Source organism: Bradyrhizobium sp. HKCCYLS20291 (genome assembly GCF_051167715.1).
In the GTDB taxonomy this organism is placed as follows: Bacteria; Pseudomonadota; Alphaproteobacteria; order Rhizobiales; family Xanthobacteraceae; genus Bradyrhizobium.
In genome coordinates, this window is the sequence record NZ_JBNPTO010000002.1 from 731,436 (window position 1) to 752,051 (window position 20,616).

Annotated in this window: 16 protein-coding genes and 1 other RNA gene; 2 read left to right on the forward strand and 15 right to left on the reverse strand. The window is 67.0% G+C overall.

Annotated elements, in window-relative coordinates:
- Nucleotides 1-237 precede the first annotated feature (237 nt).
- The 12 genes from ACQR07_RS07485 to rsmH all read right to left on the reverse strand — a co-directional run bounded on the left by ACQR07_RS07485 (nucleotide 238) and on the right by rsmH (nucleotide 15,088).
- The gene (locus ACQR07_RS07485) at nucleotides 238-1,227 is read right to left on the reverse strand and encodes a D-alanine--D-alanine ligase family protein (RefSeq protein WP_434901658.1); all 990 of its coding nucleotides are present in this window, start codon (nucleotides 1,225-1,227) and stop codon (nucleotides 238-240) included.
- A gap of 67 nt (nucleotides 1,228-1,294) precedes the next feature.
- Nucleotides 1,295-2,218 carry a UDP-N-acetylmuramate dehydrogenase gene (gene murB / locus ACQR07_RS07490; RefSeq protein ID WP_434901659.1) on the reverse strand — a complete coding sequence of 308 codons (924 nt, stop codon included), beginning with the start codon at nucleotides 2,216-2,218 and terminating at the stop codon, nucleotides 1,295-1,297.
- 5 nt (nucleotides 2,219-2,223) lie between these two features.
- Nucleotides 2,224-3,627, reverse strand: a complete 1,404-nt coding sequence (gene murC / locus ACQR07_RS07495) for a UDP-N-acetylmuramate--L-alanine ligase (RefSeq protein ID WP_434901660.1) — start codon at nucleotides 3,625-3,627, stop codon at nucleotides 2,224-2,226.
- Nucleotides 3,628-3,796: 169 nt separating this feature from the next.
- Nucleotides 3,797-4,900: an undecaprenyldiphospho-muramoylpentapeptide beta-N-acetylglucosaminyltransferase gene (gene murG, locus ACQR07_RS07500; protein WP_434901661.1), complete on the reverse strand. Its 1,104-nt coding sequence runs from the start codon at nucleotides 4,898-4,900 to the stop codon at nucleotides 3,797-3,799.
- 46 nt (nucleotides 4,901-4,946) lie between these two features.
- Complete coding sequence (gene ftsW / locus ACQR07_RS07505) at nucleotides 4,947-6,098, reverse strand: putative lipid II flippase FtsW (protein ID WP_434901662.1); 1,152 nt, start codon at nucleotides 6,096-6,098, stop codon at nucleotides 4,947-4,949.
- Nucleotides 6,099-6,343: 245 nt separating this feature from the next.
- Nucleotides 6,344-7,744: a UDP-N-acetylmuramoyl-L-alanine--D-glutamate ligase gene (gene murD / locus ACQR07_RS07510; RefSeq protein ID WP_434901663.1), complete on the reverse strand. Its 1,401-nt coding sequence runs from the start codon at nucleotides 7,742-7,744 to the stop codon at nucleotides 6,344-6,346.
- A gap of 1 nt (nucleotide 7,745) precedes the next feature.
- Nucleotides 7,746-8,852, reverse strand: coding sequence for a phospho-N-acetylmuramoyl-pentapeptide-transferase (gene mraY / locus ACQR07_RS07515; RefSeq protein ID WP_434901664.1), 1,107 nt, complete (start codon nucleotides 8,850-8,852; stop codon nucleotides 7,746-7,748).
- 194 nt (nucleotides 8,853-9,046) lie between these two features.
- On the reverse strand, nucleotides 9,047-10,423 hold the full coding sequence (locus ACQR07_RS07520) for a UDP-N-acetylmuramoyl-tripeptide--D-alanyl-D-alanine ligase (RefSeq protein WP_434901665.1): 1,377 nt from the start codon (nucleotides 10,421-10,423) through the stop codon (nucleotides 9,047-9,049).
- On the reverse strand, nucleotides 10,420-11,880 hold the full coding sequence (locus tag ACQR07_RS07525; protein WP_434901666.1) for a UDP-N-acetylmuramoyl-L-alanyl-D-glutamate--2,6-diaminopimelate ligase: 1,461 nt from the start codon (nucleotides 11,878-11,880) through the stop codon (nucleotides 10,420-10,422). The genes ACQR07_RS07520 and ACQR07_RS07525 overlap by 4 nt, the downstream gene beginning before the upstream one ends.
- Before the next feature lie 71 nt (nucleotides 11,881-11,951).
- A complete protein-coding gene (locus tag ACQR07_RS07530) occupies nucleotides 11,952-13,700 on the reverse strand; it encodes a peptidoglycan D,D-transpeptidase FtsI family protein (RefSeq protein ID WP_434901667.1) in 1,749 nt (582 codons plus the stop codon).
- Nucleotides 13,697-14,089, reverse strand: coding sequence for a cell division protein FtsL (gene ftsL, locus ACQR07_RS07535; RefSeq protein ID WP_434869016.1), 393 nt, complete (start codon nucleotides 14,087-14,089; stop codon nucleotides 13,697-13,699). Before ftsL ends, ACQR07_RS07530 begins: the two co-directional genes overlap by 4 nt.
- 3 nt (nucleotides 14,090-14,092) lie before the next feature.
- Nucleotides 14,093-15,088, reverse strand: a complete 996-nt coding sequence (gene rsmH / locus ACQR07_RS07540) for a 16S rRNA (cytosine(1402)-N(4))-methyltransferase RsmH (protein ID WP_434901668.1) — start codon at nucleotides 15,086-15,088, stop codon at nucleotides 14,093-14,095.
- Nucleotides 15,089-15,634: 546 nt separating this feature from the next.
- Here rsmH and ACQR07_RS07545 point away from each other — a divergent pair.
- Nucleotides 15,635-16,486 carry a peptidoglycan recognition protein family protein gene (locus ACQR07_RS07545; RefSeq protein WP_434901669.1) on the forward strand — a complete coding sequence of 284 codons (852 nt, stop codon included), beginning with the start codon at nucleotides 15,635-15,637 and terminating at the stop codon, nucleotides 16,484-16,486.
- Here the strand turns inward: ACQR07_RS07545 and ACQR07_RS07550 are convergent.
- Nucleotides 16,468-17,730, reverse strand: a complete 1,263-nt coding sequence (locus ACQR07_RS07550; protein ID WP_434901670.1) for an RNA polymerase sigma factor — start codon at nucleotides 17,728-17,730, stop codon at nucleotides 16,468-16,470. The two genes, ACQR07_RS07545 and ACQR07_RS07550, sit on opposite strands and share 19 nt — an antisense overlap.
- A 33-nt stretch (nucleotides 17,731-17,763) precedes the next feature.
- The gene (locus tag ACQR07_RS07555; RefSeq protein WP_434901671.1) at nucleotides 17,764-18,117 is read right to left on the reverse strand and encodes a YciI family protein; all 354 of its coding nucleotides are present in this window, start codon (nucleotides 18,115-18,117) and stop codon (nucleotides 17,764-17,766) included.
- A gap of 139 nt (nucleotides 18,118-18,256) precedes the next feature.
- Here ACQR07_RS07555 and rnpB point away from each other — a divergent pair.
- Nucleotides 18,257-18,681: RNase P RNA component class A (gene rnpB / locus ACQR07_RS07560), an RNA gene on the forward strand.
- 46 nt (nucleotides 18,682-18,727) lie between these two features.
- Here the strand turns inward: rnpB and ACQR07_RS07565 are convergent.
- Nucleotides 18,728-20,545 (reverse strand): ABC transporter ATP-binding protein, encoded by a 1,818-nt coding sequence (locus tag ACQR07_RS07565; RefSeq protein WP_434901672.1) that lies wholly within the window; start codon nucleotides 20,543-20,545, stop codon nucleotides 18,728-18,730.
- Between the last annotated feature and the right edge of the window lie 71 nt (nucleotides 20,546-20,616).

Consider the following 20,616-nt stretch of genomic DNA (forward strand, 5'->3'; position numbering starts at 1 on the left):
CTCGTGACCATCCCAATGCGGTTCGTCACGACAGCTCGACCCGGCAGCCGAGCACCACTGAGGCGCCAGCGTTAACCTTCGGACGTCCTGGTAAACAAAAAGTAAAATAGGTCCGGAGAGGCGATTTTTTTCTCCGATTTATGAGGACCTTGCCCGAAATTCTTAAGCATTTTACGGGTTACAGGAACCTCCGGGGGACGCCGGGCCGGGTTCCTCCGGTGCGACTACCGCACATTTTCAACGGCGGAGGCGGCGTTCCGCCAGGGCGATCTGCTGCTGCAGGAAATCGACGAAGGCGATGCCCTGCGCCGCCAGGGCCTTCGGATAGAGCGAGGCGGCGGTCAGTCCCGGCAGCGTATTGGTCTCGAGATAGACCGGGCCATTGGCCGAGACGATGAAGTCGGTCCGCGAATAGCCGCCGCAGGACAGCGCGCGATGCGCCTTGATCGCCTCCGCCTGCAGCGCCGCCGTCACCTCCGGGCTGAAGCGCCCCGGACAGATCTCCTTCGTGGCCGTCGCGAGGTACTTCGCGAAATAGTTGAAGGCGCCGTCGGCCGGCAGGATCTCGATCGGCGGCAACGCGATCAGCGCGCCATCGGCCTGTTCGAGCACGCCGCAGGTCGCCTCCGTTCCGGTGACGAACGGCTCGATGAGATACTCCTCGGTCGCCGCCGCTGCCTTGACCGCGATGAGGTCCTGCCTGGCGTTGACGAAGATCAGCCCGAAGCTCGAGCCGTCCTTGACGGGCTTGGCGATCAGCTTGCCGTAGCGCGCGAGCGCGGCTTCCGCATTCTCCAGCGCAATGCCCTCGGCTGCCGTGACGCCGCCGAGCACAGCAAAGCGCTTGGCCGCAACCTTGTCGAAGGCGAGATGGGAGGACGCCGAACCCGAGCCGGTGAACGGCACGCCCCGCATCTCACACATCAGTTGAAGCTCGCCATTCTCGGCGCGTCCGCCATGGAGTCCGAGAACCAGGAGTCGGTCTTCCGCGCGGGCCCGATCGAGCGCCTCGGCCAGCGTGCCGATCCGAACGCCATCGGCCGTGAACGGCTCCTCGAACGGCTTGGCATGAGCGACCAGCGCCGGACCGCTCGCCTGATGCACGGTGTCGTCGGCTTCCCAGAACCAGAGGTCGGCCTCGGGCAGCGCGGCGTGCAGCGCCTTGGCCGTGGCGACCGAGACGAGACGCTCCTTGTTGGAGCCGCCGAACAAAATCGTGGTGCGCATCAATGGTTTCTCGATCGATCTCAAAACGCGGTTGCGACAGCGCGGAGTTCACGTGAACCAGCAAGCATCAGCTCGCCTTGAGTCCAATCCGCTTGATCTCCCACTGCAGCTCAATGCCCGAATTCGCCTTGACCCGCTCGCGCACGGTCTCGCCGAGGGTCTCGATGTCATCGGCCGTAGCGTTGCCGGTATTGATCAGGAAGTTGCAGTGCATCTCCGAGACCTGCGCACCGCCGACCTGCAGGCCGCGGCAGCCGGCAGCATCGACGAGCTTCCAGGCCGAATGCCCTGGCGGATTCTTGAAGGTCGAGCCGCCGGTCTTCTCGCGGATCGGCTGCGCCGTCTCGCGATGCGCCTGCACCTCGGCCATGCGCGCGCGGATCGCCTCGGGCGAGGACGGCGTGCCGCGGAAGCGCGCGGCCGTGAAGATCAGCGACTGATCCGTGCCGCTCGCGCGATAGGTGAACTTCATGTCGGCATTGGTGAAGCGATGCGTCTCGCCATGGCGATCGATGGCGACCGCCTCCACCAAGATGTCCTTCGTCTCCCCGCCATTGGCGCCGGCATTCATGCGCAAGGCGCCGCCGATGGTGCCGGGGATGCCGAACAGGAATTCGAGGCCAGCCAGATTGGCGGACGCCGCCACCTCGGCGACGCGCTTGTCGAGCGCCGCGGTGCCAGCGGAGACGATATCCCCGTCCGCCTTGACCTCACCGAACGCACGAGGCGCTAGCCGGATCACGACGCCCGGCACGCCGCCGTCGCGCACGATCATGTTGGAGCCGACACCGATGACGTAAACCGTCAGATCGCCCGCGAGGCGCTGCAGAAAATAGGCGAGGTCCTCGGTGTCCGCCGGCGTGAACAGCACCTGCGCCGGTCCGCCGACGCGAAACCAAGTCAGGGGCGCGAGGCTTTCATTGGCGAGCAGCCGTCCACGCAGCTCGGGCATCGCGGCCTTCAGATCGGGCGTGATGTCGGGGAAGCTCACCGGCCCTACCCCAGCGCCTTCAATTCGCCAGGCAGCGCATAAGCCCATTGCGTGATGTTGCCAGCCCCGAGACACACGACGAGGTCGCCGGGCTTGGCAAGATCCTTGACGATGCCGGCGAGGTCGGCCGCCTTGGGCAGCGGCACCACGTCACGATGACCATGCGCGCGCAGGCCGAGCACGAAGTGGTCGCGGTCGATGCCCTCGATCGGCGCCTCGCCCGCCGGATAGACATCCGCGACGACGACCGCATCCGCATCGTTGAAGCAGGTGCAGAACTCCTCGAACAGCGACTGCAGCCGGGTGTAGCGATGCGGCTGCACCACGGCGACGACCTTGCCGTTGGTCGATTCACGCGCCGCCTTCAATACGGCCGCAATCTCCACCGGGTGATGGCCGTAGTCGTCGATCACGGTGACGCCATTCCACTCGCCGGTGCGGGTAAAGCGGCGCTTGACGCCGCCGAAGCCAGCGATGGCCTTGCGGATCGCCTCGTCCGACAGGCCGAGTTCGCGTGCCACGGCAATGGCCGCTGTCGCGTTCGACGCGTTGTGCCGGCCCGGCATCGGCAGCACGAGGTCGGCAATCTCGTGCGTCGCACCGCTCTTGCGGTCGCGAAAGATGACCTTGAACGCCGAGCCGCCCCCCATGGGCGTGAGATCGACCAAGCGGACATCGGCCTGCGGATTCACGCCGTAGGTGATGATGCGGCGGTCCTCGATCTTGCCGACCAGGGCCTGCACCACCGGATGATCGATGCACATCACCGCGAAGCCATAGAACGGCACGTTCTCGACGAAGGCGCGGAAGGCGTCCTGCACGGCCTCGAAGGTCTTGAAGTGATCGAGATGCTCGGGATCGACATTGGTGACGATGGCGACATCTGCGGGCAGCTTCAGGAAGGTGCCGTCGCTCTCGTCCGCCTCGACCACCATCCATTCGCCGCCGCCGAGCCGGGCATTGGTGCCGTAGGCATTGATGATGCCGCCATTGATCACCGTCGGATCGAGCCCGCCGGCATCGAGCAGCGCCGCAACCATCGAGGTCGTCGTTGTCTTGCCATGGGTGCCGGCGATCGCCACGCAGCTCTTCAGCCGCATCAGCTCCGCGAGCATCTCGGCGCGGCGGACGACCGGAATGCGCTGCGCACGCGCGGCCATCAGTTCCGGATTGTCGCGCTTGATCGCGGTCGAGACGACGACCACATCCGCACCCGCAACGTTCTCGGCCTTGTGGCCGACGCTGACGGTGATGCCCTTCTCGTGCAGACGCGCGACGTTGGCGTTGTCGGAAGCGTCCGAGCCCTGCACCGTGTAGCCGAGATTGCACAGCACCTCGGCGATGCCGCTCATGCCGATGCCGCCGATCCCGACGAAGTGGATGGGTCCGATCTCGCGCGGCAGTCTCATGAGGGCATCCCGTCCATGGTCTCGCGGGGAGAAGGGCTTGAGCCCGGCCGCCCCGAATCATGCGCCCTTCATGCAAGACATGACAGGCCGGGACAAGCCCGCAAAAACCGGAAAAACCACGAATTTTCAGTCGCTCCGCCCGGATTTCGGCCGATTTCGGCCGTCCCGCTCAGAGCCCGGCCGTCTTCGCCACGAGGTCGGCCAGCCGCTCGGCGGCATCGAGGCGGCCGGCCGCACGTGCAGCCTGGACCATGGCGGCGAGGCGCGCGGGCTCGGCCGCGAGGGATGATATCTCGGAGGCCAGCCGGTCGGACGTGAAGTCGCTCTGTACGATCCGGATCGCGGCATCGACCTGCGACAGCACGCCGGCATTGGCGAACTGGTCCTGGTCGATCGCGCCGGGCAGCGGCACCAGGATCGAGGGCCGGCCGATCGCGGCGAGCTCGGCGACAGTGCCGGCGCCGGAGCGCGAGATCACGAGATGATTTGCGGCGAGCCGCGCCGGAAGATCGGTGAAGAACGGCTGCAGCTCGGCATTGATCTTGAGCCGGTCGTAGACCGCGCGCACCCGCGCCATGTCCTCCTGGCGGACCTGCTGGGTCAGCACCAGACGGCTCCACAGCGCTGGCTCCAGCCGCTCGATCGCGCCGGGCACGATGTCGCTCATCACGCGCGCGCCCTGGCTGCCGCCGACCACGAGCAGCCGCAGCGGGCCGGAGGTCTCCGGCGCGGCATACGGCACGGCGGCGGCTTCAAGGATCGCCGGCCGCATCGGCGTGCCGACCGTTGTGGTCTTTCCGGCCAGTGCCGGATCACGGTCGAGCACGCCGGGCAGCGAGGTCGCGATCGCCTTCACATGCGCTGATAGAAATCGGTTGGCGCGGCCGAGCACGGCATTGGCATCGTGGATCAGGCTGGGCACACCGGCGAGCCGCGCCGCCAACAGCGGCGGCACCGTCGGATAGCCGCCGAAGCCGATCACGGCGGCGGGCTTCAGGCGCCGCATCAAGTTGAACGCGGCAAGTGTCCCGGTGCCGAGCAGCAGCGCGGTGCGCGCCAGCGCCACCGGCGAACGGCTGCGCACCGTCTCGCTCGGCACCACGTCGATCATGTCCTTGGTGAACAGGCCGCTATAGCGCAGCGCGCGCGCATCGGTGACGAGGCGGACGCGATAGCCGCGCTTGATCAGCTCGACGCCGAGCGCTTCGGCGGGAAACAGATGGCCGCCGGTGCCGCCGGCCGCGAGAAGGATGAGGGGCGCAGTGCTCGTCATGCGCTGATGTTTACAGCCAATGTGTCGTCATGGCGAGCGAGGCGGCTCAGGCGTAATTGCGCAGCGCGCCGGCCGCATCGGTCGCCTCGGCCTCGATCCGCGGCCGCTGCCGGGTGAGCGCCAGCATCATGCCGACGCCGTAGGCGAGCGACACGATCGAGGAGCCGCCATAGGAGATGAACGGCAGGGTCATGCCCTTGGCGGGGATCAGCTGCAGATTGACCGAGATGTTGATGGCAGCCTGGATGCCGAACAGGATCGCGAGGCCCGAGGCCGCGAAGCGCGAGAAGCCGTCCTCGGTGGCATAGGCGCGCGACAGCGTGCGGATGACGATGAAGCCGAACAGCGCGACCAAAGCGAGACACAGGATGATGCCGAACTCCTCTGCGGCCACCGCGAACACGAAGTCGGTGTGGCTGTCTGGCAGGCTGCGCTTGGCGATGCCCTCGCCCGGCCCGAGCCCGAACCAGCCGCCATTGGAAAACGCCTCCATCGCGGTGTCGACCTGGAAGGTGTCGCCCGAGGCCGGGTTCATGAAGCGCTTGATGCGCCCAGCCACGTGCGGCACCAGCAGATAGGCGCCGAACAGTCCGGCGGCCGCAGCGCCCGCGAGGCCCGCGACCCAGATCATGCGCATGCCGGCGATGAAGAACAGCGAGCCCCACACCATCAGGATCAGCATGGTCTGGCCGAAATCCGGCTCCATCACCAACAGCGACACCAGCATCAGCAGCAGCACCAGCGCCATCGTCGTCGCCGGCATGTCGGGCCGCCGCGCCGATTCCGAGAACAGCCAGGCGGCAACGACGACAAAGGCGGGCTTCGCCGCCTCCGAGGCCTGGATGTTGACGCCGACCAGCGTGATCCAGCGCCGCGAGCCCTTCACCTCGGGGCCGACGGCGAGCGTCAGCACGATCAGCACGATGGCGATTGCGAACGCCACCAGCGCGGTGCGCCGGATCTGCCGCGGCGACAGGAAGGACACGCCGATCAGCACGATGAAGGACGGCAGCAGGAACAGGACGTGACGGTTGAAGAAGTGGAACGGATCGAGCCCGATCCGGGTCGCGACCGGCGGACTCGCCGCCAGCGACAGGATCACCCCGCACAGCATCAACGCGAGGATCGCACCGAGCAGCGGCTTGTCGACCGTCCACCACCAGTCCGACAGCGGATTGCGTTCTTCGCGGGAGAGCATCGGGCGACCACCTGAGGCCTGAAGGAATCAGCCCATTGGCGCCCAGGATGGTTATCGAAGGGTTAAGGACCTCTCGGCTGTCGTCCCGGACAAGCCGTGACGCGCGCAGCGCGTCGCGGCGCCGATCCGGGACCCATACTCCGCGGCCGTCGTGATGGGCAAAGAGCCAATGGCCGGCGTGCCTCAAACAGCTTCCTTGGGGTATGAGTCCCGGCGTTCGCCGGGACGACAGCGGTGCATGCTGCCTAAACGACCTTCTCCACCCCCGGCAGCGCCTGCACCAGATCGCGGAAGCGGGTGCCGCGGATCTCGAAATTGCGGAACTGGTCGAAGGAGGCGCAGGCCGGGGACAGGAGGACGACGGCCTCCTTCAGGCCTGACTCCTCCGCATCCGCGGCCGCCTGCGCGACCGCGACCTCGAGTGTGCCGGACATGGCGTGCGGCACCCTCTCCCCGAGCGTGGCGGCGAACTCCGTCGCCGCCTCCCCAATCAGGTAGGCCTTGCGGATGCGCGGGAAGAAGCCGGTCAGGCTGGTGATGCCGCCGGCCTTGGGCTTGCCGCCCGCGATCCAGAAGATGTCGGCGAAGGACGACAGCGCATGCGCGGTCGCATCCGCGTTGGTGCCTTTGGAGTCGTTGACGAACAGCACGTTGGCGCGGCGGCCGACCTGCTCCATGCGATGCGCAAGGCCGGGGAAACTGCGCAGCCCCTGCTGCAGCACATCCTGCTTCACGCCGATCGCGAGCGCGGCGGCGGCTGCGCAGGCGGCGTTCTGGGCATTGTGCTGGCCGCGCAGCGAGCCGATGCCACCGAGCCGTGCGACCTCGCTGCGCGCGCCGCCGGCGCTGCGCACGATGGTCTCGTGCTCAGTGTAGAGTCCGTCGGCCAGCGGGTTCTTCACCGAGATGCGCACGACGCGCTTGCCGGCCTGGTCGAGCCGGTCGGCAATGGCCCGGCAAAAGCCGTCATCGACGCCAACGATCGCGGTGCCTGCAGCCTGCACGCCCGCGACCAGCCGCTCCTTCACCGCGGCGTAGTTCTCGATCGTGCCGTGGCGATCGATGTGGTCCTCGCTGACATTGATCAGGATGCCGACGCTCGGATCAAGCGAGGGCGTGAGATCGATCTGGTAGGAAGACATCTCGATGACGTGGACGCGCCCCATCCGCGGCGGCTCCAGCGACAGGATCGCGGTGCCGATGTTGCCGCCCATCTGGGTGTCGTAGCCGGCGACCCGCATCAGATGCGCGATCAGCGCGGTCGTGGTCGACTTGCCGTTGGTGCCGGTAATGGCGACGAACGGCGCATCCGGCGCGTGGCGCTTGCGCTCGCGGCAGAACAGCTCGATGTCGCCGATCACCTCGACGCCGGCCTCGCGCGCTTTCAGCACGCTCCAATGCGGCACGGGATGGGTCAGCGGCACGCCCGGCGCCAGCACCAGGGCGGCGAAGTTCGCCCAGGAAACGGTGCGCAGATCGGCGGTGATGAAGCCGGCCTTCGCCGCTTCCGTCATGCGATCGGCGCCGTCGTCGGCCGCGATCACCTCGGCGCCGCCGGCCCGCAATGCATGGCACGACGCCAGCCCCGAGCCGCCGAGTCCAAACACGGCGACGGTCTTGCCGGCAAATGAGGTGACGGGAATCATGTCAGCGCAGCTTCAAGGTCGAGAGACCGACCAGCGCCAGCATCACCGAGATGATCCAGAACCGGATCACGATCTGCGGCTCGGTCCAGCCGAGTTGCTCGAAATGGTGATGGATCGGCGCCATCTTGAAGATGCGCTTGCCGGTCAGCTTGAACGAGGCAACCTGAACGATGACCGACACGGCTTCGAGCACGAACAGGCCGCCGATCACAGCCAGCACGATCTCGTGCTTCACCGCGACAGCGATCGAGCCGAGCATGCCGCCGAGCGCCAGCGAGCCGGTGTCACCCATGAAGATCGACGCCGGCGGCGCGTTGAACCAGAGGAAGCCCAAGCCTGCACCGAGCACCGCGCCGCACAGCACCGCGAGCTCGCCGGTGCCGGCGACATAATGGATCTGCAGGTAGTCGGAGAACACGGCGTTGCCGGCGAGGTACGCGATCAGGCCGAAACTGGCGGAGGCGATCATCACAGGCACGATGGCCAGACCATCGAGGCCGTCGGTGAGGTTGACCGCGTTGCCGGCGCCGACGATCACGAAGGCACCGAAGATAACGTACATCCAGCCAAACTTGAAGATGAGGTCCTTGAAGAACGGAATTGCGAGCCCGGTCGAGGATGCATCCCGCCCCAGCCGGACCAGCGCGTAGCAGGCGACCAGCGCGATCGCCGCCTCTATGAGCAGCCGCGCGCGCCCGGCGAAGCCCGAATGCGACTGCTTGGTGACCTTCAGATAATCATCATAGAAGCCGACGAAGCCGAAGCCGAGCGTCACCGCAAGCACGATCCAGACATAGGGGTTGAGCGGATTGGCCCACAGCACGGTCGAAACGACGAGTCCCGACAGGATCATGAGCCCGCCCATCGTCGGCGTGCCCTTCTTGCTGATGATATGCGATTGCGGTCCGTCGGTGCGGATCGGCTGCCCCTTGCCCTGGCGCAGCCGGAGATGATCGATGATCCAGGGTCCGAACAGGAACACGAACAGCGCGCCGGTGACCACCGCGCCGCCGGTCCGGAACGTGATGTACCGGAACACGTTGAGCAGCCCGCGAAACGCCGACAGGCTCGGAAACGTATTCGTCAGCTCGATCAACCAATAGAACATCCGACCCGCCTATGCCGCCTCACCGGGACCTGGCGCGCAACGCCCAAAGTCCCGTGCACGAATCCAGTTCGCCTCTTTTAACCATGATCGGTGCCGGGTGCGAATCGTAGCCGGGCGAAATGATTCGTCCGGCACGACCGCTCGACCACCAGTGGAAAACACCTCTGTGCCGCGCCGCGATATCGCCCGATTTTTCAGGCGCGGCCCTGCAGCGCGGCCGCGAGCTTCGCGACGAACTTGTTGACCCAGAAGATCTTCTTGCTGCCCTTGATGACGACGACGTCGCCGGGTGCGAGCAGCGCTCCGATCTGCCCGGCGTCGAGCGTCACCGGATCCTCGTGCCAGCCCAACCGCTGCTGCTGCGGCAGCCGCTCGAAGAGATGGCGCATCAGCGGCCCGACGCAGAACACGCCGTCGATCGCGGCGAGATGTCCGGCCATCTGGGCATGATACGCCGGCGCCTCATCGCCAAGCTCGAGCATGTCGCCGATCACGGCGATCCGTCGCCCCTTCACCGGCCGCGCCTGCAGGCTGTCGAGCGCCGCCGCCATGCTGGCGGGATTGCCATTGAAGCTGTCGTCGATGAGCACGATATCACTGACGGTCTGCTCGACGCCGCGGCCCGTCATGATGCCGACCTGACCCAGCTCTGTCGCCAGAAGTGCCGGATCGAGCCCGGCTGCGGCCACCGAAGCGAGGGCCGCGAGCGCATTGTGCAGCCGATGCGGCGCACCGGGCGTCAGCGCGAATGCGATGCGGCGGCCGGCGACGTCCGACGTCACGTCCCAGCTCTCGCCGCGCGCTGCGTGCGAAAGCTCGCGCACCTCGCTGGCGCCACCGAAGCGGATCATCTTGCCGCTCCATTCGGGTGCCGCGAGATCGGCGGGAAGCACGAGGATGCCGTCGGCCGGCAGGCCACGCGCAATGGAGACCTTCTCCTTCCTGATCGCTTCGAGGCTGCCGAGCTTCTCCAGATGCACCGGCTGCACGTTGACCACCAGCGCCACGGTCGGCTGCGACAGCTCGGTCAACCGCGCGATCTCGCCGGTCTGGTTCATGCCCATCTCGATCACCCAGACCGACGCGGTCGGATCGGCATTGCAGAGCGTCAGCGGCACGCCCCAGAAATTGTTGAAGCTCGACGGGCTCGCCGACGCGCCGGGATAGGCGGCAATGAACTCCTTGGTCGAGGTCTTGCCGGCGCTGCCGGTGAGCCCGATGACAGGACCATGGAAGCGGGCTCGCGCGGTGCGCGCGAGCGCCCACAAACCGTCGATCAACGTATCAGGCACCACGAGCTGTGGGACCGTGATGCCCTCGATTTCGTGCGGCACGATCATCGCTACGGCCCCGGCCTTCTCGGCATTGGCCGCGAACTCCCAGCCGTCACGGCTGGAGGCGAAGCTCGATACGAAGCCGCCGCTCGGCGTGCCGCTCAGGGCGACGAACAGGCTGCCGGGCTTTACGGCACGGCTGTCCTGCGTGACGAAATCGATCGGTGTCGCCGGATAGTCGCCGGCGAGGCCGAGCGCGCGCGCCGCCTCGGCCACCGTCCACAGCGCCTTCGTCATGATGCCCTCGCCGCCAATGCGTCCGCGACCGCTTCATGATCGCTGAAATGCAGCACGTCGCTGCCGATGATCTGTCCGGTCTCGTGCCCCTTGCCGGCGATCACGAGCGCATCGCCGGGCTGCAATTCGCTGATCGCAACCCGGATCGCTTCGGCGCGGTCGCCGATCTCCCGCGCGCCTGGCGCGGACGCAAGGATCGCGGCGCGGATCGCCGAGGGATCCTCGCTACGCGGATTGTCGTCGGTGACGATGACGCTGTCGGCCTCGGCGGCGGCGATCGCGCCCATCAGTGGCCGCTTCCCGGTGTCGCGGTCGCCACCGGCGCCGAACACGACCACGAGTTTTCGCGCGGCATACGGCCGCAGCGCATGCAGCGCCTTGGCGAGCGCATCCGGCTTGTGGGCGTAGTCGATGAAGATCGGTGCACCATTGTGCTCACCGACCAGCTCGAGCCGGCCCTTGGCGCCTTCGAGTTTCTCCAGCGCCTCGAACACCGCTTGCGGATCACTGCCAGTGCCGATGGCAAGGCCCGCGGCGACCAGCGCATTCTCGATCTGGAACGCGCCGACCAGCGGCAGCCGGATGGAAGTGATGCGGCCGCAATGCTGGATCTCGAGTTGTTGGGCGAAACCATCGACGGCCACGGCCACGAGGCGGATGCCCGCTCCCGCCCCGTCGCCATGAGTCCCCACCGTCATCAGCCGGAGCCCGCGCGTTTCCGCCGCCGCGATCACATCAGGCGAGCACTCATGGTCGGCCGAGATCACCGCAGGGCCGCCCGGCGGCACGAGATCACGGAACAGCCTCAGCTTGGCGTTGAGGTAGTGTGCGAGATCGGGATGGTAGTCCATGTGGTCGCGCGACAGATTGGTGAACCCGCCGGCCGAAACCTTCACCCCATCGAGCCTGAACTGATCCAGCCCGTGCGACGAGGCCTCGAAGGCCAGATGCGTGACACCGTCCTGCGTGATCTCGTCGATCTGCCGATGCAGCGCGATCGGGTCCGGCGTGGTGAGCGAGCCGTAGACGATGCGCTTGTCCGAGACCAGTCCGACGGTGCCGATGCTTGCCGAGCTGTGGCCGAGCCTCTGCCAGATCTGCCGCGTGAAGGCTGCAACCGAGGTCTTGCCGCTGGTGCCGGTCACCGCCGCGATCGTTGCCGGCTGCCGCGGGAAAACGCGCGACGCGGCGAGCGCCAGTGCCCGCCGCGGGTTGGGCAGTGCGACGAACGGAACCGGGAGCTCGCCCTCTGGTGCCGCAGCACCGGCCACGGCGACCGCTCCGGCAGCGATCGCCGCCGCGATGAAGCGCGCGCCGTCGGTCTTGGTTCCCGATAGCGCGAAGAACAGGTCTCCGGGCCTGACTGAGCGGCTGTCCACGGCGAGGCCGGAGACTTCGACGGCGGCGATTTGCGGGTCGAGCCCCGCCTGATCGCCGAGGAGGTCGTGAAGTTTCATCCTGATCCGTACCGGTCCTGGCCCCCGCCCCGGGTGGCGGCAGCTCCAAAGCCTTGCGATTCGCGGACGGCTTACTGCGTCAGCCGCGATGCCGCAAGAATTTGGCGGTCGGACGGCGGCAGGTCGAAACGGGGCTCGATGCCGAGCAGCGGCCCGATCCGGGAGATCACGTTGCCGGCGGTCGGAACCGCGTTCCAGCCGGAGGTGATGAAGCCGTAGGTTTCCTTCAGCGCCTGCGGCTCGTCCAGCATGATCAGCACCTGGTATTTCGGCTTGTCGGCCGGGATCACCGCGGTGAAGAGCGTCAGCACCTTCTTCTTGGCATAGCGGCCGTTGATCACCTTTTCGGCCGTGCCGGTCTTGCCGCCGATGTAATAGCCCTTCACGTCGGCCTTGCGCGCGGTGCCGATCTCGGCGTTCAGACGCATCAGGTACCGCATCTTCTCCGACGTCTCCGGCTTGATCACGCGCTTGGCGACCTGCATCGCCTCCGCCTCGGTGCGCTTCATGAAGGTCGGCGGAATCAAGTAGCCGCCATTGACCAGCGCGCTGACGCCCATCACGCCCTGCAGCGGCGCGACTGCCATGCCGTGGCCAAACGCGATCGTGACCGTGTTCAACTCGGCCCAGCGCTTGGGCAGGATCGGCGAGGCACTCTCCGGCAACTCGGTGCGCAGCCGGTCGAACTGTCCCATCTTGCGGAGGAAGGCCTTGTGGCCCTCGACGCCCTGCGTCAGTGCGATCCTGGCGGCGCCGACGTTGGAGGAGAAGGTGAACACCTCCTTCATGGTGAGGAAGCGGCCCTTCGGCTCGTCGTCGTGAATGGCGAACTTGCCGTAATGCAGCGGCCCGCGCGCATCCCACAGCGAGTTGAGATCATACTTGCCGGTGTCGAGGGCCATCGCCAGGGTGAACGCCTTGAAGGTCGAGCCCATCTCATAGACGCCGGTGGTGAGGCGGTTGATGCGATCGGGATCGTGCGCCTCCTTCGGATTGTTCGGATCGAAATCCGGCAGCGACACCATCGCGATGATCTCGCCGGTCCTGACGTTGACGACGAGACCGGAGGCCGCCTTGGTCTTGAACTTGTCCTTGGCCTTGAGCAGCTCATCACGCAACGCATGCTCGACACGCAGGTCGACCGAGAGCTCGATCGGGCGCTGCAGGCGATCGGTGGCGAAGCCGGCGCGGTGCAGGTCGGCGAGGCCCTGATTGTCGAGCCACTTCTCCATGCCGGCGATGCCCTGGTTGTCGATGTTCACCAGGCCGATCAGATGCGCCACCTCGTTGCCGGTCGGATAGACGCGCTTGTTCTCGCGCAGGAAGCCAACACCGGGCAGGCCAAGGCGGTGAATGTCCTGCTGCTGTTTCGGCGTCATCTCGCGCTTGAGCCAGACGAAGCCCTTGCGGGACATCATGCGCTCGCGCACTTCGCTCGTATCGAGATCGGGCAAGGTCGCGGTGAGCAGCTCGATCGCCTCGTCCTTGTCGATGAGGCGGCGCGGCTCGGCAAACAGGCTCGGTGTCTTGACGTCGGTCGCCAGCACGGCGCCGTTGCGATCGACGATGTCGGGCCGCGCCGTGGCGATGGCGTCCTGCTGCGCGGCGCGCCGCGCGCTCGGACCGTCGGAGCCGACCGCAAACATCACGAGCCGGCCGCCGATCACGGCATAGACCGCGGCGAAGGCAATGATCGCCAGGCCAATACGGGCGCGGGCCTTGGCGGTGCGATCGACATCACGCCCGTACAGCAACGTGCGTACCAGCCGTTGCCGCCAGGGCTCCTGCGGCTTGACCTGAGGCCGAAGCTGATCGGTCATTGCTGATCCTCCGGGCGACGCACCGATCCGGTCACGGGGGGCTCTTCATTGATCGCATCGATCGCATCGATCATCGATCCGATCGGATCCGGATTGTCGGACCGCGCGAACCGCGGCGGCCGCTCCGGCAAGTTCTTGAGGCTGTCATATTGGGTGGCGTTGAGCGGCTTCAGCGGCAGATGCCGTTCGACCAGTCCCTGCAGCCGCAGCGGCGCGTCGAGCTTGGCCCATTCGGAACGCAGGATCGCGATCGCCTCGCGCTGCTCGCGAATCTCGGCGCGCAATTGCAGCACGCGCTCGACGCGCGCGGTCGATTCCATCTTGATGCGATAGACATAGGCGGCCGCGAAGATCAGCGAGCAGATCACGACGAGATGCAGGAGGCGCATCGATCAGCCTCCCCGCAGCACGTCGGCCAGGCGTGGCCAGGCGGAGACGTCGGACTGCACATAGGCCGGCGCCGCCGTACGTTCGGCGCCGCGCAGCTTGGCGGACCGCGCCCGCGGATTGGCCTCGGTCTCCGCCTCCGCGGCCACGACCGGCTTGCGATTGAGCAACTGGAAGCTCGGCGTCTGCTGGGCGATCTCGGGCAAATGGCGCGAGCCGCCGCCGGTCTTGCTGCGCTCGGCGAGGAACGTCTTGACGATGCGGTCCTCGAGCGAATGGAACGAGACCACGGCCAGCCGGCCGCCAGGCGCCAGGATGCGCTCCGCTGCGGACAGCGCCTGTTCGAGTTCGTCGAGCTCCTCGTTGACGAGAATGCGCAGCGCCTGGAACGTCCGCGTCGCCGGATGAATGTCGCCCGGCTTCGACCGCACCACACGGGCCACGATGTCGGCGAGCTGCCGCGTGGTCGTGATCGGCTGCTCCTTGCGTGCGGCTGTGATCGCGCGCGCCACCGCGCGCGAGTGCCGCTCCTCGCCGAAGATGTAGATGACGTCGGCGAGATCGCGCTCGGACGCGTATGCGACGATGTCGGCGGCAGTGGGTCCCTGCCCGCCCATGCGCATGTCGAGCGGGCCATCGAACCTGAACGAGAAGCCGCGCACGGCCGAATCGAGCTGCATCGACGAGACGCCGACGTCCATCACGACGCCGTCGACATGCTCGACGCCTTGCGCCGCGCAGATATCCGCCAGCGCGGAGAAGCGATTCTCGACCAGCGTCAGCTGTCCGCCCGCCTCCGCGACGAGACCCGCGCCGCCGGCAATCGCGGTGCTGTCGCGGTCGATCGCGATCACCCGGGTTCCCGGCGTGGCAAGAATCAGCCGCGTGTAACCGCCGGCGCCAAAGGTTGCGTCGACATAGGTGCCGCCCGCGCGGACCGCGAGCATGTCGACCGCTTCTGGGCCGAGCACCGGAACATGACGCTGGTCAGCCGTACTCACGCGGCCGCTCCGTGCGCATGCCGCTGATTCAGACTGATCCTGGTCGGCTGCGAGCCCATCGCGCCTTCGATCCTCGCGCCCCGTCAATTCGCCAAGCCATCGTCGAGGACGGTCGACGGCCAGCCTTCCAAATGCCCGGACCCCGGCACGCGACCGTGCCGGGGCATTCCCCCGTCCATCAGCGATCGCGCCCTGCCGGATGCGCCCGACAACGCCCGAAACGATAATATCCCGTGCAGGACCTTGCATATGGCGGCTTGCCGTCCCGAAAGCCGGCTTGGCTCTTCACCACTTAGTAACGACGTTTAGCGTTAACAAACCGTTGACGGTCTGTGGCGGATGTTGGGCAGTCGTTCGGGACGGCACGGCCGATGCGGAACATCGCCGGATCGCGGTCCGATCGACCGCCGCATCGTTCCGCGCAACGACTTTGCTCAATCCGAGGTGCTCACATGCGATTTCGATTGCGACCCGGACGTGTAAAAGAGTAGTGCCTGCCCATATTCAATTTGATCCATTGCCTTCGCCGCCCGCTTCGAGTGCTTCATGCCGAATTCAACAGACAAGCCCGAATCGAAGCGCCTTCGTGCGCTGCCGATTCCCAAGGGTGTCTCGGACCTGCCTGTCTTCACGCCGGACTCCTCGATCGCGTCCGACGTGATCCCGTCGGCGAATTTCGGCGAGCGCAAGGGCGGGCGTCAGCCCGACATGATTATCCTGCATTACACCGGGATGCCGGACGTAGAGGGCGCGATCACCAAGCTGTGCACCTCCGGGAGCGAGGTGTCGACGCATTACATCGTGCTGGAGGACGGCCGCATCGTGCAGTGCGTCCCGGAGGCGATGCGCGCCTGGCACGCCGGCCTGTCTTCATGGGGCGGTGACGAGGACATCAACTCCTGCTCGATCGGCGTCGAGATCGTCAATCGCGGCCATGACTGGGGCTATCCGGACTTTCCGCCGCGGCAGATCGCGGCCGTCATCGCGCTGTGCCGCGGCATCATGCTCCGCCGCAACGTTCCGGCGCATCGCGTGCTCGGGCACTCCGACGTGGCGCCGTCGCGCAAGAAGGATCCGGGCGAGAAATTCCCCTGGCACTCCCTCGCCAATTCCGGGGTCGGCCACTGGGTGCAGCCGGCGGCCATCACCAAGGGCGAGACGCTGAAGCTCGGCAGCATCGGCGACGACGTGAAGGGCCTGCAGAAGGCGCTCGCCAGATACGGCTATGGCGTGCCGATCACCGGCAAGTTCGACGGCATCACGCTCGACGTCGTGACCGCATTTCAACGGCATTTCCGCCCCGAGCGCATCGACGGCATCGCCGACCGCTCGACCTTGTGGACGCTGCATGCGCTGCTGACGAGCCTGCCGGCCGAGGATCAGGCACCACGCGTCTGAGGCTCTTCGCCGTCGAGTTCTTCCAGCCGGCGCGCATAGAGGCGCTGGAGCGGCACGAGCTGTGTGGCCGCGCTTGCCATGCGATAGGCCTCCCGCGCCTCCTCGCGGCGGTCGAGCCGCCGCAGCAAATCGGCGCGGACCGCGGGAAGCAGGTCGTACTGCTTCAGCCCGCCGCGCGCGGCCAGCGCGTCGACCAGCGCCAGCGCACGCGCCGGGCCGTCGACCATCGAGACCGCGGCGGCGTGATTGAGCTCGATCACGGGCGACGACGCGATCCGCAGCAGCACCTCGTAGAGGCCCACGATCTGGCGCCAATCCGTGTCGTGATAGCTCGGCGCCTGGGCGTGGAGTGCGGCGATGGCAGCCTGGACCGTATAGGATTGCGGCAGCCCCGTCACGCGCAGCGCCTGATCGACCAGCGCCAATCCCTCGGCGATCTGCCCGGCATCCCACAGCGATCGATCCTGCTCCTCGAGCAGCACGATGTCGCCGGACGCGTTGATACGTCCGGGCCGGCGCGCATCGTGCAGCAGCATCAAGGCCAGCAGCCCCTTGACGTCGCCCGCCTCCGGCACCAGTCCGAGCAGCAGCCGGCCGAGCCGGATCGCCTCGCGCGCGAGATCGAGCCGGATCAGTTCATCGCCCGAGGTGGCGAGATAGCCCTCGGTGAAGACGAGATAGATCACGGTCAGCACGCCACGCAGCCGCTCATCGAGCGCCTCGCGTCCCGGCACCTCATAGGGGATTCCGGCAAGGCGGATCTTCTGCTTGGCACGCACCAGGCGCTGCGCCATCGCTTCCTCGCTGGCGAGAAAGGCGCGCGCGACCTCGGCCGTGGTGAGACCACACACCGTCCGCAAGGTCAGCGCCACCTGGACCTCCGGCGCAAACGCGGGATGGCAGCAGATGAAGATCAGCCGCAGCATGTCGTCGTCGAGATCGGCCGGCGCATCGACGTCATCGCTGGCGGCGTCCCGCTCGATCGCGTGGACGATCTCCGCTTCCTTGTCGCGAAAATTGCGGCGACGCCTGACGCGATCGATCGCCTTGTTGCGCGCGACATTGACCAGCCAGGCGCGTGGATTGGCGGGGGCCTCGGACCCCCGCCAGCTCTGCAGCGCCGCGGCGAACGCATCCTGCAACGCGTCCTCGGCCAGGTCGAAGTCCCCGACGAGCCGGATCAAGGTCGCGAGCGCGCGGCCGGCTTCGTCGCGGAACACCTTGTCGATCGCGTCTGGCGTCATCGCTGACATAACCGCCGGCCTGCGTCTTCCGCCTCAATGATTGTATTGCCAGACGGGTCGCACCTCGATCGAGCCGAAACGGGCGCCCGGAATGCGTGCGGCGATGCCGATCGCCTCGTCGATGTTCTGCGCCTCGATCATGTAGTAGCCGCCGAGCTGCTCGCGGGTCTCGGCGAACGGTCCGTCGGTGGTCATGATCTTGCCGTCGCGCACCCGCACGGTCGTCGACGTCGTGGTCGGCTGCAGCCGGTCGCCGCCCTTGAAATTGCCGCTCGCGATGATCGACTCGGTGAAGGTCTGATACTCGGCCAGCATCTTGCCCTCGGCCTCCTTCTCCATCTTCGCGTAGTCGACCTCGTTCTGGTAGATCATCAACAGGTACTGCATCGGACTGCTCCTCGGTTGCGGCTGTTGCGCCGACATCCAGTCGAACCGGGCACGTGCGGGACGACACGCCCGGCGTATTATTTTTCGATCGCGCCGCGATGGCTTGACGCGCTGATCGATAAGCCCCATGCAAGCCGCGTCAGTCGGCCGGACGGCCGCTCCGGCAGGTGCCGAAAGGCCGCCGGGGAGGAAAGTCCGGGCTCCATCGACATGCGGTGCCGGATAACGTCCGGCGGGGGCGACCCCAGGGACAGTGCCACAGAGAACGAACCGCTTCCTCCCGCGAGGGAGGCAGTAAGGGTGAAAAGGTGCGGTAAGAGCGCACCGCGGGGCCGGCAACGGAACCGGCATGGTAAACCCCACCGGGAGCAAAACCGAATAGGGACGGCCACGCGGAGACAATCGCCAAGGCGATGACGTCCGCGGGAGCGATGTCAGGCTCGCCGTCCGGGTAGGTTGCCCGAGGTCACGCGCAAGCGCGATCCCAGAGGAATGGCCGTCACGTATCGTCATGCGCAAGCATACGGTGCCCTACAGAACCCGGCTTACAGGCCGGCTGATATGTTCATGAGGGGCTCGACGCTCAAGCGTCGGGCCCCTCACCATTTGATCATCCCGCGGCCGAGAGCTGGCCGATCTCTATCGCCTGGCGCTCGAACAGGCTGCGATAGAGCCCGCCGGGCCGGCCGACCAGCGCGGCATGACTGCCCTGCTCGACGATCCGGCCACGATCGAACACCAGGATGCGGTCGAGGCTGCGCACGGTCGCCAGCCGATGCGCGATCACGATCGCCGTCCTGCCCTTCATCAGCCGCTCCATCGCCTCCTGGATCAGCGCCTCCGATTCCGAATCCAGGCTCGAGGTCGCCTCGTCCAGGATCAGCACGCGCGCATCCGCCAGGAACGCCCGCGCCAGCGCCACCCGCTGCCGCTCGCCGCCCGACAGCTTGACGCCGCGCTCACCCACGAGCGTGCCGTAGCCCTTGGGCAGCCGCATGATGAACTCATGCGCGTTCGCAAGCCTAGCGGCCTGCTCGATCTGCTCCTGGCTGGCGCCGGGCCGGCCGTAGGCGATGTTCTCCGCCAGCGAACGGTGGAACAGGATCGGCTCCTGCTGCACGATCGCGATCTGGCTGCGCAGCGAGTCCTGTTTCGCATGAGCGATGTCCTGCCCGTCGACCAGGATCCGGCCGCCGCTGACGTCGTAGAGACGCTGCACCAGCTTGACGAAGGTCGTCTTGCCGGAGCCGGAGCGCCCGACCAGCCCGATCCGCTCGCCCGGCCGGATGTCCACCGACAGCCGGTCGTAGAGCGGCGCGCGATGGCCGCCGTAGTGGAACGTCACGCCGTCGAACACGATGTGCCCGCCGGTCACCGCGATCGGCCGGGCATCTTCGGCATCGACGATGCCGATCGGCTCGCCGTGGATCGCCACCAGCTCGTCCATGTCGTTGACCGCGCGCTGCAGGTTGTTGATGTGCATGCCGACGTCGCGCAGATAGGCGTGGATGACGTAGTAGCTCGTCAGGACGTAGGTGACGTCGCCCGGCGAGGCCTTGCCCGCCATCCACAGCAGCACGGCGCCGCCGATCACCGACGAGCGCAGGCACAGGAGCACGCCGAGCTGCACCGCAGCGGTCGTGTTGTAGCGCAGCCAGGTGCGGTTGACGCGGCGTGACCAGCGGTTGACGACGCGCATCAGCCGGCCGTCCTCGCGCGCCTCAGCCCCGAACGACTTCACCACCGCGTTGCAGCTCAGCGCATCCGCGAGCGTGCCGCCGACCTTGGTGTCCCAGGCATTGGAGATGCGCGCGGCCGGCGCGATGTAGCGGGTCGAGAACGCCACTGTCATCGCGACGTACAGCACCGCGCCGACGGCGATGACACCGCCCAGCGCTCCCCAGTGCAGGCCGAGCAGCACCATGGAGCCGAGCAGCACCGACAGCGACGGCAGCAGCGCCAGCAGGATGGTGTCGTTGTAGAGATCGAGCGCCCACATGCCGCGGGTGATCTTGCGCACCGTGGAGCCGGCGAAGCTGTTGGCGTGCCAGTCAGTCGAGAAGCGCTGCACCCGCACGAAGGCTTCGCGCGCGACGTCGGACATGATGCGCAGCGTGAACGGCACGATCAGCCGCAGCCCCGACAGCCGCAGCACGATCGAGGCGAAGCCGAGTGCGACGATGGCGGCGAACGCCACCAGCGCGCTGTGGCGTGCATCGGTGTTGGAAGGACCCAGGGTCAGCGCATCGACCAGTTGGCCGGAGAATACGGGCATGAACAGGTCGGCGGCGGTGGCGCCGAGCAAGGCGACGGCGACGCCGAGGGTCATGCGCGGCTGCTTCAGCCAGTGGCGGAACACGAACGGCATCACGACGCGGATGGCGGCGGGACGCTTGTCGGCCTTCAGGCCGGAGACGTCGACGGTCATGGCATCATCCGGCCGCGCTCGCAGCGCCAGCCGGCTCCAAATGAAGCAGACGCGACGCGGCGCGCGGTCTG